10 protein-coding genes and 1 riboswitch are annotated in these 12,012 nt (G+C 42.5%); of the genes, 5 read left to right on the forward strand and 5 right to left on the reverse strand.

Going from position 1 to position 12,012, the window contains the following annotated elements:
* Positions 1 to 331: 331 nt before the first annotated feature.
* The 4 genes from SFU91_06735 to SFU91_06750 all read right to left on the reverse strand — a co-directional run bounded on the left by SFU91_06735 (position 332) and on the right by SFU91_06750 (position 4,880).
* Complete coding sequence (locus SFU91_06735) at positions 332 to 1,666, reverse strand: O-acetylhomoserine aminocarboxypropyltransferase/cysteine synthase (protein MDX2128717.1); 1,335 nt, start codon at positions 1,664 to 1,666, stop codon at positions 332 to 334.
* A 119-nt stretch (positions 1,667 to 1,785) separates the two neighbouring features.
* Complete coding sequence (locus tag SFU91_06740; protein ID MDX2128718.1) at positions 1,786 to 2,211, reverse strand: DoxX family protein; 426 nt, start codon at positions 2,209 to 2,211, stop codon at positions 1,786 to 1,788.
* A 188-nt stretch (positions 2,212 to 2,399) separates the two neighbouring features.
* A riboswitch (SAM riboswitch) is annotated at positions 2,400 to 2,522 on the reverse strand.
* 220 nt (positions 2,523 to 2,742) lie between these two features.
* Positions 2,743 to 3,297, reverse strand: coding sequence for a porin family protein (locus tag SFU91_06745; GenBank protein MDX2128719.1), 555 nt, complete (start codon positions 3,295 to 3,297; stop codon positions 2,743 to 2,745).
* A 26-nt stretch (positions 3,298 to 3,323) separates the two neighbouring features.
* On the reverse strand, positions 3,324 to 4,880 hold the full coding sequence (locus SFU91_06750; GenBank protein ID MDX2128720.1) for an ABC transporter permease: 1,557 nt from the start codon (positions 4,878 to 4,880) through the stop codon (positions 3,324 to 3,326).
* On the opposite strand from SFU91_06750, the gene SFU91_06755 reads away from it, so the two are divergent.
* The 4 genes from SFU91_06755 to SFU91_06770 are packed head-to-tail and all read left to right on the forward strand — an operon-like array spanning position 4,871 to position 10,355.
* Positions 4,871 to 5,755 (forward strand): TetR/AcrR family transcriptional regulator, encoded by an 885-nt coding sequence (locus SFU91_06755; GenBank protein MDX2128721.1) that lies wholly within the window; start codon positions 4,871 to 4,873, stop codon positions 5,753 to 5,755. The two genes, SFU91_06750 and SFU91_06755, sit on opposite strands and share 10 nt — an antisense overlap.
* 7 nt (positions 5,756 to 5,762) lie before the next feature.
* A complete protein-coding gene (locus tag SFU91_06760; protein ID MDX2128722.1) occupies positions 5,763 to 8,258 on the forward strand; it encodes a TonB-dependent receptor in 2,496 nt (831 codons plus the stop codon).
* Complete coding sequence (locus SFU91_06765; protein MDX2128723.1) at positions 8,258 to 9,493, forward strand: MFS transporter; 1,236 nt, start codon at positions 8,258 to 8,260, stop codon at positions 9,491 to 9,493. Before SFU91_06760 ends, SFU91_06765 begins: the two co-directional genes overlap by 1 nt.
* Positions 9,486 to 10,355, forward strand: a complete 870-nt coding sequence (locus SFU91_06770) for a 1,4-dihydroxy-2-naphthoate polyprenyltransferase (protein ID MDX2128724.1) — start codon at positions 9,486 to 9,488, stop codon at positions 10,353 to 10,355. The genes SFU91_06765 and SFU91_06770 overlap by 8 nt, the downstream gene beginning before the upstream one ends.
* On the opposite strand, the gene SFU91_06775 is transcribed toward SFU91_06770, so the two are convergent.
* On the reverse strand, positions 10,348 to 10,791 hold the full coding sequence (locus tag SFU91_06775) for a hypothetical protein (GenBank protein MDX2128725.1): 444 nt from the start codon (positions 10,789 to 10,791) through the stop codon (positions 10,348 to 10,350). The two genes, SFU91_06770 and SFU91_06775, sit on opposite strands and share 8 nt — an antisense overlap.
* A 219-nt stretch (positions 10,792 to 11,010) precedes the next feature.
* Between SFU91_06775 and SFU91_06780 the strand changes: the two genes are divergently transcribed.
* On the forward strand, positions 11,011 to 12,000 hold the full coding sequence (locus SFU91_06780) for an ABC transporter substrate-binding protein (GenBank protein ID MDX2128726.1): 990 nt from the start codon (positions 11,011 to 11,013) through the stop codon (positions 11,998 to 12,000).
* Positions 12,001 to 12,012: the final 12 nt, after the last annotated feature.

The following is a 12,012-nucleotide window of genomic DNA, read 5'->3' on the forward strand; positions in this document are numbered from 1 at the left end:
GTACCTGCAAACCGTTCCCCTTCAAATATCAAGTTAGAAGTAAATTCTACCTAAATATTTTGAATCTTCTCATTACCTTCATTTTGATTTATTCTTCATCACGATAAAACCAATTTCTGATTTTCACTTTTCCATACTTTAATGCGCAAAAAATCACCCCTTGTATTAGGATTTCGACAACCAACGCCGGTGAAGCGTCAGGCTATTTCCTTTCGATGTTATAGTTGGGTTATAGGAAAGAACTCATTAAAAAACCAAAAGCCCCTCGCGGGGCTTTTCGGTTTCCTTTGTTGTTTGAAAATGTGCTTGTTGTTTAATCCTCGTGGTACATTTAGGCTTCAACCGCCACTTTTGAGAGCGCGTAGTCGAAGTCTTCGATAATGTCATCGATATGTTCAATTCCCACCGATACGCGCAAGAGTTCGGGCGTCACTCCGGCAGAAAGCTGCTCCTCTGCCGAAAGCTGTTGATGCGTTGTTGCCGTTGGATGAATGATGAGCGTTTTAGCGTCGCCTACATTCGCCAAATGGCTGGCAAGCTTGAGGTTGTTAATTACCGCTTGCGCCGCCTCGAAGCCGCCCTTAACGCCAAAAGAGAGCACCCCGCCAAATCCGTTCCGCAAATATTTCTTTGCGTTGGCATGATACGGGTGCGATTCAAGCCCGGGATAACTCACCCACTCAACGGCTTCGTGCTTTTCTAACCACTTTGCAAGCGCAAGAGCATTTTGCACATGCCGTTCAACTCTCAAAGAAAGCGTTTCAAGACCTTGAATAAAGAGGAATGAATTGAAAGGTGAAAGTGCCGGACCGAGATCGCGCAAACCTTCCACCCGAGCACGTATTATGAACGCAATATTCGGGAAGCCATTGGTATTACCTTTTCCAAATACTGCATTGAAATTCAGCCCGTGATATCCGGGGCTTGGCTCCGTAAAGAGAGGGAATTTGCCGTTGCCCCAATCAAAATTTCCGGAATCGACAATCACGCCGCCGATGCTTGTGCCGTGACCGCCAATCCACTTGGTTGCGGATTCAACGACTATATCAGCGCCGTGTTCAATCGGGCGGCAGAGATACCCACCTGCACCGAACGTATTATCCACAATGAGCGGAATACCGGCATCGTGAGCGACCTTTGCAATCGCAGCAAAGTCGGGCACATTGAATCGCGGGTTGCCGATGGTTTCAAGGTAAATGGCCTTGGTTTTTTCGTCAATCGCCTTGCGGAAATCTTCCGGGTTATCGCCTTCAACAAATTTCACATGTATGCCCAATCTTGGAAAGGTCACCTTAAATTGATTGTAGGTTCCACCGTAGAGATAGCTTGTGGATACAATATTATCTCCGGCTTGAGCAATGGTAGAAATGGCAATGAGCTGTGCGGCTTGTCCGCTCGAGACGGCAAGTGCCGCCACACCGCCTTCAAGCGCGGCAATACGCTTTTCGAGCACATCGGTGGTGGGGTTCATAATTCGGGTGTAGATATTTCCGAATTCCTTCAGCGCAAAAAGATTCGCCCCGTGTTCGGAGTTATTGAACACATACGAAGTGGTTTGATAAATCGGCACAGCGCGGCTATTGGTGGCGCTATCGGGTGTTTGCCCGGCATGAAGTTGAAGCGTTTCGAAGCGCAAATTGCGCGGTTTTCCGTTGGATTCTGGCATAGATTGTTCTGTTTAGAATTAAGAATGATTGAATGTTGAATAAAAAAAGTTCAGTCTCGTGCTTGCCACAGATTCCCGACGCGTCACTTAGTGACTTGCAAGAATAAAAAATCGAATTCCTATCGCTGCTTAAAAATCAATGCATCAAGGCTATACTTCCCCGCCCCTTGCAGAAACAGCACAACCGACACCACAAAGTAAACGAGCGCTAATTCGCCTTTCGAAAGAAGCTCGTGTCCGTGCGCAATAAACGCCGCCACAAACATTGTAATGGCTAAAAAGACTGTCGCTGCGCGAAAGAGAAATCCGAGCGCAATAAAAATTCCACCAAAAAGCTCGGCGTAGGTTGCAAGACGTGCGAAGAGTTCCGGCAAAGGAAAACCAATTTTTCCAAGGTATCCGGCAAAGCCCGAGAGATCGGAGGTAAATTTTCCGTAACCGTGGTAAGCCATAAATAGACCAACCAAAAGGCGAAGAATGAGCTGAGACTCCTCGTGAAAGCGAGTATCATTTGGTGAAAAAAACAATGATTTGAGTTTTGACATAAGTTTATGCATTAATTGTACTGCGAGTTTAGTCCGCAACGATAAATGATAAATTGGTTGTCATCTGAAAGGACAAGAGGCGAAGCCGGAGTTGCAATGAATGATTGAAAGATTCAATCAAACAAAAAAGCCACTTCCGACAGAGAGTTGCAGAAAGTGGCTTAAACCTTAGGTTCAAACATAACCTTCTATCATCTTTCCTGTCTAACAGGCGCGAGTTAGCACCATTTTCAATTTGCTGTTAATTGAGCAATTATGAACGGTTGCTAAGGCTTCATCGGGCGCGAACCCTCAACCTTTCTTGATGACAATCAAGTTGTTTTCAATGAACAATGAACAAAGAAACAAAAAGAAAATTAAATATCAAAATCATCTTTACAAACTATTATCAGTCTCTTTTAAGAATCTTTAAATTTTCTCATTAAAATCCGATCGACGCTGTGAGGGAGATTGTTCGATTAAATGCCGCTAAGTCGTTGCCCGAAACAAGACCTTGGGCGGTTAAAAGGTTTGAGACCACCAAAACATCCTTTAACCCGTGAGAATACCGAAGCTGCAAATAGATAAAAAAAAGCTTAGCCCCACGCCAAGAAATGCACCGTAATCAACGGTTTCAAATTCGCTTGTTACAGAGTTTTTCACCTCAGTTGTGCCACTTGCATTTCGCCGAGTTGAAGTCAGCGAGGCACTGCTAAGAATCGAGCCATAAAGGCCTCCGGTAATTTTCAAAGATCGCGTTAAAGAATAGGTTGCGCCAAATGGTAAAGAAAAGTAGGATAGTGCAAATTGATTCGAATTGAATTCGTTTCCGGATACTGACTGTAATTCAACTTCTCGCGTATCTCCTGAACGGGTATAAACAAGCTCGGCATGCAAATCCACAAAGGGTATCATTGTAATGCTTGCTTTCACTCCTGCTTGATAACCCAAGTAACCTTGCGATGTTCCCATTGAAGAAAACAAATTTCCACTCATAACGCCAAGGTTTATCCCTACATTTGGTTCAAATTTGATTTGGGCTTGAGTAGGTTGAAAGCCTAAGAAAAAGAATAGGAGACCGAAAAAAATAGAACGAGTGTGTTTCATTGTCATTCAAATGAACTATTCATAAACTAAGTTCTTTGCCTCGGGTCAAGCGCATCTCGAACGCCATCACCCACCAAATTAAAACAAACGACGGTGAGCACAATTGCAAGCCCCGGGAAGGTAGAAATCCACCAATGATTCAAAAGATTATCTCGCCCTTCACTAATAATATTTCCCCAACTCGCCGTGGGAGGCTGTACGCCTAAGCCCAAAAAAGATAGCGCCGCTTCGGTTAAAATAATTCCGCCGATACTTAGCGTTGCGGCAATAATCACGGGAGTTAAAGCGTTGGGTAACAAATGATGCAAAATGATTCGCGGTTTATTGAACCCCAACGCTTCGGCCGCTAAAATAAACTCTTGCTCTTTCAGTGAAAGTACTTGTCCACGCACCAGCCGTGAGACATTCATCCAGCCCGTCAGAGAAATGGTAAGAACAATCAAAAAGATTGAATTCCCAAAAAGGGCAATAATGATAAGGATGAGGAAGATTCTCGGAAAGGCATTTAAGACATCCACGAGCCTCATAATGACCATATCCGTAATTCCACCCAAGTAACCCGCCGTTACCCCAAGCAGTGTACCGATGGTGATTGCAATAAGAATCACCAAAAATCCGATGGAAAGTGAAATGCGAGAGCCATAGATGACGCGGCTGAAAATATCGCGCCCATACTGATCGGTACCCATCCAATAGCTTTTCGAAATAAGGCTTGTTTCAAGTGAGCCTCCAAAAAGCATTGAACGCGGAATTTCCTTTTGCCGTGAGCCTTGTTTATAGATAATTTTTTCACCCACTTCATGAAATTCGTTGACGAAAATTGTTCTGTAAACCTCACCTCGCTGATAAAGAAAAAAATTGGTTTCTATCAACAAATTCACAACCCTTCCTACAAATTGCTCTTCACTGCGTAGAGGAATCGGCTGTTCAAGCTTTTCATTAAGCCTCATCGCTTGCATTGAATTCATTGGCGCTTGAAAGGCCGTTACCACAAAATCTTGTTGTGAATTCGGGTGATAAGGAGCAAGAAAAGGAGCCAAAAAAGCAATGGAATAAAGCACCAATGTTATCGAAAGCGCGAGCATCGCAATCTTTTTCTTTTTGAATTCATGCCACGCCATTTGTGAAAGACTCATGCTATCGCTCTTGAGCAACCCGAGTTTGGAGTAACGCGTGAGCTTTCGATGACAATAGTAAATCGGGGTGATGGTAAGAAAAACAAGATAAATCGGGGCGACCCAAAATTCGAGAATTTCAGTTGTAAAGAGGGCATAAAAATCTTCCCAAGAAATGAAAACGAGCACTAAAGATAATGTGAGCGATTTAAGCCCCCTAAAAAATTCACTTTGGTGAATCAAAATCATACCGATGGCTGAGAGCGAAACCAATAGTGCAAGGGCAGCACTTTTGCGTTTCCCGATTTTCCAAAGCCCTATTGGTGAAAGAATTTTTTCACTCAGGGTGATTGAAAAAGCAAGGGGTTCATTAGCAGGTTGTGGGTTTTCATAAGCCAAGCGGAGCTCTTCTACTTTTTTTCTCTCGTCTTCAGGCAATTGATATTGAGTCATAATCGATGTCTTCATTAAAAGTCAATTTGCAAAGAAAGAAAGAATCAAAAAAATATTCTTTAAGAATTGAACGATTGAGAAGAATGGGAGGTTTTACTTTCCGACCGACGGGTCGGTCAGAAACTCAATACTCGTACTTTAGAAATGATATGAGGTTAAAAGAAGTCAAACAAAAGCTTATCGTTGAGGCTTCGGTTCAGGTGTTTTCGACAAAAGGATTTCACGAAGCCAAAATGCAGGACATTGCTGATGCCGCGGGGGTCGGAAAAGGTACACTGTATGAATATTTCTCTACCAAAGAAGAGCTTTTTTTAGCCGTTTATGATTCTTGGATTGATGAATACGAAAATGAGATGACGGAGGCAGCGACGAGTTCATCGATTGCGCTCTCACAAGCTGATGCGATGATTGATAAAACGGTTGAATTTTATGAAAAGCATGCACAGCACGCGGCAATTCTCCTTGAATTCTGGGCACACGCGCTTCGCTCTCAAAATCCTCTTTTTTTGGAACGCATTCGCTCGATGAAATCACGCCTTGCATTGCTTGGCGGTAAAGTCACTGAAAAGCTGGTTAAAGAAGGTGCTTTTGTTGAGATGGATGTGGCTTCATTCACAAAGCTTGAACTTGCAATGTCAGACGGGGTTTTTCTTCAATGGATTCTTGATGGAAAGTCCTACTCACTGAAAGATGCCTATAAATTTAGGCAATCCCTTATCGGCACAGGGTTAATGGCCACACCGCTTCGCAAACTCCTCTCTCTCAAAACCGCCTCAAAATTAAAAGCGGGCTTTTTAGGGAAAGCTGCGAATACAAAACGAACGAAGAGCTCCATTAAAGAAAAAGCAAAAAAATTTATTTCTCATTCACTTGATAAACTTAAGTCGTAATTCAAAGATGAATCATTTAATCTTACAATCAAGAAAGTTAAACCTTCTTTGCTTGATAATTTTCAGCACACTTTTTATAGGCTCGTCTCTATTCGCTCAAGATGAGAGTGCTCGCGCAACACTTGTTGGAAATGTGGTTTCAGTTGATACAGAACCGGCAGTTGGCGTGTCCATTTTCATCAAAGGAACGCGCATTGGTACAAAAGCGAATTCAGAAGGGAAATATCGCTTGGCGATGATTCCTGTTGGCGCACAAACAGTCGTTATCACAGGCGTTGGATATGCAAAAAAAGAGATTGCAATGAGCTTCGAAGCTGGTGAAACCAAGCAACTAGACATAAATCTTGAAATTGAAGCTGTTCGCGCACAAGATATTGTGGTGATTGGTGCATCGCGCCGTCCACAAAAAATTACAGATGCACCGGCTTCAGTGGCGGCTATCACACCAATTGAATTGGAACGCGCTACGGCGCACGGTCAATTAGGAAAGGTGCTTGAAAATCAAGTGGGAATTGATGTTGCGCAATCCGGAGCCAATGATTTTAATATCAATACCCGCGGGTTTAACAATTCCATCAACCGCCGCGTGCTTGTTCTCATTGATGGTCGCGATCCATCCACCCCGCTTTTGAATCTACAAGAATGGAATTCACTCACATCTGCACTTTCCGATGTCAAGCAATTGGAAGTGGTTCGAGGGCCGGGTTCTGCTCTTTTCGGTTTAAATGCTTATAACGGCGTTATTAACATCACCACCAACGCCCCTCGAGACGTTCTCGGTACGCGAGCATCACTCACTTATGGTGAATTTGAAACCTATCGCGGAGATTTTCGCCACGCCGGTGCACTTGGCGATTTCTCATATAAAATTGCGGGTGGCTTTTCAAGAATGAGAAATGTAACACTCAACTCACGTGATACCACAAGAGGCGGATTTTTAGAATATGCCCGATTGGGAATAGACCGGCAGCCTCTTCAAGATGATTGGCTCAATAACTTTTCGAATTTTGTAACGCTTCGAGGAGACTATGATTTTTCAACCGAATCTCACTTGACTTTTGAGGCTGGTTTCACCAATAGCGGCAATGAAGTCTATGTGAACACCATCGGGAGAATTCTTATTCCGGAGGTCAATAAGCCTTTCATTCGCGCTGCTTATAATTCCGAGAAGTGGAATACACAGGTGGTTTGGAACAGACGCTTTACCCCTATCCCACAAGCCGTTTTGAATACGCCCGCCGCGAATTCAGCTGAGGATTCAGATGATATAACCACCGAAGTGCAATTCAATGATTCTTTTTTTGATGATCATCTTAAAGTCATTTCAGGAATCTCTCATCAGTGGCAACGCATCAATACCATTGTTTCAGGGGCCGACCCGTTGCTTTCGCGAAACAATCTTCATCACAATTTTACGGGTATTTACACCCAGCTTGAGTACAAATTGCTCGATAATCTTGAACTCGTTGGTGCTGCAAGAATCGATCGTTCAACGCTATTCAATACATTTTTTTCGCCAAAAGGTGCACTTGTATGGTCACTGGTTGAAGGTCACACACTTCGCTTTACCGTGAATCGTTCGTTCTTACGCCCCAGCTATCCTGATTTGTATCGGCGTTCATTCTTGGGGCAAAATATTAACCTTGGGACAACCGTTTCAGCGATTAACGATAGCCTTCGGCGTTTCACCGGAAATCCACTTTTGCCTGATACGCTTACCATTGCTGGCACACGCGGCATCGCCAATGAACTTCAACGGTTTTCTTTAGGCAATCCTAATATTCAACCCGAAGAAGCGTGGAGTTTTGAGGTTGGGTATAAAGCCGTTCTTACAAAGTCTTTGTTTATTACGGCTGATGTTTATTTGAATCGAAGAAGCAATTTCATTTCATCTCCGTTAAGTGCGAATGCGCCGCTTGTTTTTACACCATTTTCACCCAACTTAGGAGGAGTTGCCTCAGCTTATAACGAGTTTGTTTCTCAGCAACTACTCACAGCATTGCAATCTCGGAATGTCAATCCCGCAGAGTTTATTCTTAATGAAGGTGTTCCAACCCTTGCACAAAGCACAATCAATGTTGGTCTAATCCAAGAAGTTGGCGCAGAGCTTTCGGCGAACTATTATTTCTCTGAGGAATTACTTTTATCAGCAAACTATGCGTATATCGATGCAAAAGTTTTGGAAAATGCAAATCCACTTCAACCTATTTTGCCAAACACCTCTCGTCATCGAGTTAATCTCTCGGCAAGTTTTACCAAGCAAGGGGAGTTTGATGTGGCTTTGGCATTTCGGTATGTCGAGGGATTTCCTTGGCTTGCAGGGGTGCAAGAAGGATTTGTGCCAACATTTGCCGTCTTAAATCTTCAAGGCAGTTATACCATTCTCCCCGGATTAAAAGCCCTTGTGAGCGTTCAAAATCTTTTAGACAGAAGGCATTATCAAATATTTGGCGGCACTTTGCAGCGGCGCTATTCAACCGTTTCACTTTCATATCAATTTTAATGACAGAGTCCGATAAACCAAGAAGCCCGCTCTTCTTACCCATTTTATGGGGGATTTACCTCACTTATATGTTGGACTATATGATGATGCCGGCGCTGACCCAATTTTTTGCCCGTTCATTTCAAGCTTCGCCACAAGAGCTTGGTACACTGATTTCTTCTTACAATTTCAGTGCTAGTATCTTTGGATTTCTTGGTGCATTTTTTCTTGATCGGTTTCATCGAAAGAAAGCGTTGGTAACGCTTTACATCGGATTTGGGGCGGCACTATTTATTTCAGGGTTTTCATCTTCGCTCTTTCAATTTATCATTGCGAGAACGGTTGCAGGTTTTTTTGGAGGCTTAATGATCGCAACTTTATTTTCAATGATAGGCGATGAAATCGATGCGGAACATCAAGGAATGGCTTTTGGTACGGTGTTAAGTTCATTTTCAATCGCATCGGTGATTGGTGTCCCTTCCGGTTTATTTCTTGCTGAAAAAGGGGGCTGGCCATTGATATTTCAAGTCAATGGAATTGTTGCTGCCATTATTGGAGCAATCGCTGTTTTTAAGCTGACGCCATCCCGAAATCAAACCCTTGCAAGTGAATCGTTTCGAAAACGCGCCATTACACTTTTAACTTCTCCTTCCAATTACGCAGCCTTTTTCGTTTCAATTTTTATTGCAATGGCAAGTGCCTCGGTCATTCCTTATATCAATCCGTTTTTGAGCCTGAACCGAGGGCTTTCAGATTCTGAAATACGCTCTTTCTATATTGTTGGAGGGTTGGTTACCTTTTTCGTCTCTTTTCCCGTAGGCTATCTTTCAGATCGCTTTGGTAAGCATCGCGTGTTTTATTCCTTTTCAATCCTTCTTTTTCCGATCAGTATTTTCTTTGCATCAATGCCCAGCACTCTTTACGCCGTGATGATGATCATTTTTGTGCTCTTTATGACGCTTTCTCGCGCACGGCGAATTCCCGCACTCGCGATTCTTACACCCAGCGTTGAGCCCGGCTTGAGAGCAGCCTTTCTTAGCATTGTCACGTCCCTTGAGCAGCTTTTTAGCGGAATCGCAGTGTCTATTTCAGGCTTGGTTATTCTCAAAACATCCGCAGGAATTGAACGCTTTGAAGCAGTCGGAATTGGTTCTGCAATCTTTTCCTTACTAGCATTGGTGTTTATCCGTTTTGTGAATCGGCGTAATGAAGAAAATCTTGCAACCAATCAATCAAATCAAAACATTAATGTCTAAAGGTTGGTTAATTGCCCTTAGGCCCCGTGCCTATCCGGCAACGATTGCTCCTGTTTTGCTCGGCTCAGCTTTAGCCTATTCGAATGGCGCATTTAATCCGCTAGTACTTTTTCTCGCTTTGATATGCGCGATGTTGATGCAAACCGGCTCAAATTTTATTAATGATATTTATGACTTTCGTAAAGGAGCAGACAACGAAAACCGTTTGGGGGCACAAAAAGTCTTAACGAGCGGCTTATTGACTGAAAAAGATTTAAAGCGCGGTGCCATTTTTGTATTGACAACGGCTTTTTTATTGGGATTGATTCTTGTTTGGATAGGCGGATGGATCATTTTCGCAATTGGGGTTTCGTCAATTTTCTTTGCTTGGGCTTACACGGGCGGCCCTTTTCCTTTGGCATACCGTGCCTTAGGTGACGTCACCGTTATTCTATTCTACGGCATTGCGGCAGTATCAGGAACTTTCTACTTGCATCACTCAAAATTTTCACTTGAAGCATTAATTATTGGCCTTGCCGCCGGGTTTTTAGCATCGAATATCTTAGGTGTCAATAATACTCGCGATATCCCCACCGATAAGGCTGTTGGTAAAATTACCTTGTCACTTCTTTTGGGAGAAAACGGTGCACCTTGGTTATATACCGGACAATTGATTTTGGCATTTATTGTGCCAATTTATCTCTATAAAAACGGGTATTCCATTTGGGTTTTATTGCCATACTTATCTTTTCCTTTAGCGTTGAAATGTATTTCTGAAATTCACACGAAGAAAGGGAAAGAATTGAACCCGACTTTAGCGAAAACCGCCGTATTACTCATGCTTTACGGCTTATTGCAATCGATCGGTTTAATTTTTACTTAACAAAAAGTTTGATTCGGTGAATTGAATTACCTGAAAGGTAATATTCATTGGCGTTACTGACGAAAACCCGATAATAAAGAAGGGTATCGGCATCCGTTCTTGAAGGAAGATTCAGCAGGAACTCTCTGCTAAGCGCAAGTGTATCGCTAAAGGTATCGTAAAAAAGGAGCGCGCCGTTTGAGAAGTCATCATCACGATCGAGTAATACTGTATAACGAAGTTGGCCAGTAATATCAATGGGAACATTCCATTTTAAGCCCAAAACCGGCGTTGAGTCAGGAATAACGATGACAGCGCTATCTCTCGGTGAAACAATCGAAAAGTTTGACGATGTTCTTGGCGGTGGCGTAATAATTGGTTGATTGGTCAGAGATTCATCACAACCCCAAAGATAAATAACGAGAAATAATGATATAAGTAAAGAGCGATTTCGCATAAAAAAAGTCTAATGAATGATCAAGACTGCAAATTTAAGGTTTTCCAATTCCCGAACAACCCTTTCTTTTGCCTTTTCAAAAAATCTCACAGGAATGCAGCGCGTGTTTACTTTAGCAAATCCCTCTTTTGATTATATTGCTTTATTAGAATAACCTGATTCATGTTACAATTTCATCTTTCATTTATATACAATCAATCAACAAAACCAAAATTAACAATGAAGGGATATCGTTTCTTAAGTTTCTTTTTGCTTCTCCTACTTGCTTCTCAACCGATTTTTCTCGGATGTTCAAAAACACCGGAAAAGAAAGTACCGGTGATTGGTTTCATGCAAGCGCTTGATGATGAAACCATCGCTCAAGCACAAAAGGGATTTATTTCTGCTTTAGCGGCCAAAGGTTATTCTGATAGCGCGGGTACCGTAAAAATTATGGTTCAAAATGCTCAGAATGATCAAATTATTCTTAGCCAAATTGCCGATCAATTCATTGCACAAAAAGTGACTTTGATTGCCGCGAATACCACACTGGCAATGATGATGTCGGTTAATAAGACAAAGGAAATTCCGATTTTTGTAATGGTTGCACCTGAACCCAAGCTCGCCGAGGTAATGGTGAAAGATGCTTCTGGGAAATTAGTACCTCCTTCGAATTTAAAGGGTGTTTATGAAACTCTCTTTTACATTGATTCGACAATGCATATTGTCAAGCAAGTGTTTCCAAAGGTTAAGAAAATCGGTACAATTTTTAATACTGGTGAAATCAACTCTGAAAATTCTGTCAGACAACTTCGTTTGGTTTGCCAACAAATGGGCATAACCCTTGTTGAACAAGCCATTACCACTTCTAACGAATCTCAGCAGGCTGCTCAAGCGCTTCTCAAAGAAAAAATCGAGCTCTTTTTTGCATTGCCTGATAATCTTGTCTTTGCAAGCTTCGAATCAATTTTAAAAGAAGCTACTGAAAAAAATGTTCCGGTAGTCACATCTGAAGAAGGACTTGTGAAACGCGGCGCATATTTGGCTTACGGAGCTGATTTTTATCAATGGGGTTATCAAACGGGCGAAGAAGCCGCGTTATTTTTAGATTCCGGTATGCTTGAAGCCTCTAAACTTACTACGGTGAAAGTTCGGCGACTATCGGTCAATAAAGAAACTGCACAAAAATTGAATCTTCCGGTTCCTGCCGAGGCAACAATAGTTCCTTAATTGTAAAAGAAT

The organism is Chloroherpetonaceae bacterium (assembly GCA_033763895.1).
Taxonomy (GTDB): Bacteria; Bacteroidota; Chlorobiia; order Chlorobiales; family Thermochlorobacteraceae; genus JANRJQ01.

What these genes read in the sequence shown, in the direction of transcription:
- SFU91_06735 (MDX2128717.1), bottom strand. Translation starts at nt 1,666, where the DNA reads ATGCCAGAATCCAACGGAAAACCGCGCAATTTGCGCTTCGAAACGCTT.
- SFU91_06740 (MDX2128718.1), bottom strand. Translation starts at nt 2,211, where the DNA reads ATGTCAAAACTCAAATCATTGTTTTTTTCACCAAATGATACTCGCTTT.
- SFU91_06745 (MDX2128719.1), bottom strand. Translation starts at nt 3,297, where the DNA reads ATGAAACACACTCGTTCTATTTTTTTCGGTCTCCTATTCTTTTTCTTA.
- SFU91_06755 (MDX2128721.1), top strand. Translation starts at nt 4,871, where the DNA reads ATGTCTTCATTAAAAGTCAATTTGCAAAGAAAGAAAGAATCAAAAAAA.
- SFU91_06750 (MDX2128720.1), bottom strand. Translation starts at nt 4,880, where the DNA reads ATGAAGACATCGATTATGACTCAATATCAATTGCCTGAAGACGAGAGA.
- SFU91_06760 (MDX2128722.1), top strand. Translation starts at nt 5,763, where the DNA reads ATGAATCATTTAATCTTACAATCAAGAAAGTTAAACCTTCTTTGCTTG.
- SFU91_06765 (MDX2128723.1), top strand. Translation starts at nt 8,258, where the DNA reads ATGACAGAGTCCGATAAACCAAGAAGCCCGCTCTTCTTACCCATTTTA.
- SFU91_06770 (MDX2128724.1), top strand. Translation starts at nt 9,486, where the DNA reads ATGTCTAAAGGTTGGTTAATTGCCCTTAGGCCCCGTGCCTATCCGGCA.
- SFU91_06775 (MDX2128725.1), bottom strand. Translation starts at nt 10,791, where the DNA reads ATGCGAAATCGCTCTTTACTTATATCATTATTTCTCGTTATTTATCTT.
- SFU91_06780 (MDX2128726.1), top strand. Translation starts at nt 11,011, where the DNA reads ATGAAGGGATATCGTTTCTTAAGTTTCTTTTTGCTTCTCCTACTTGCT.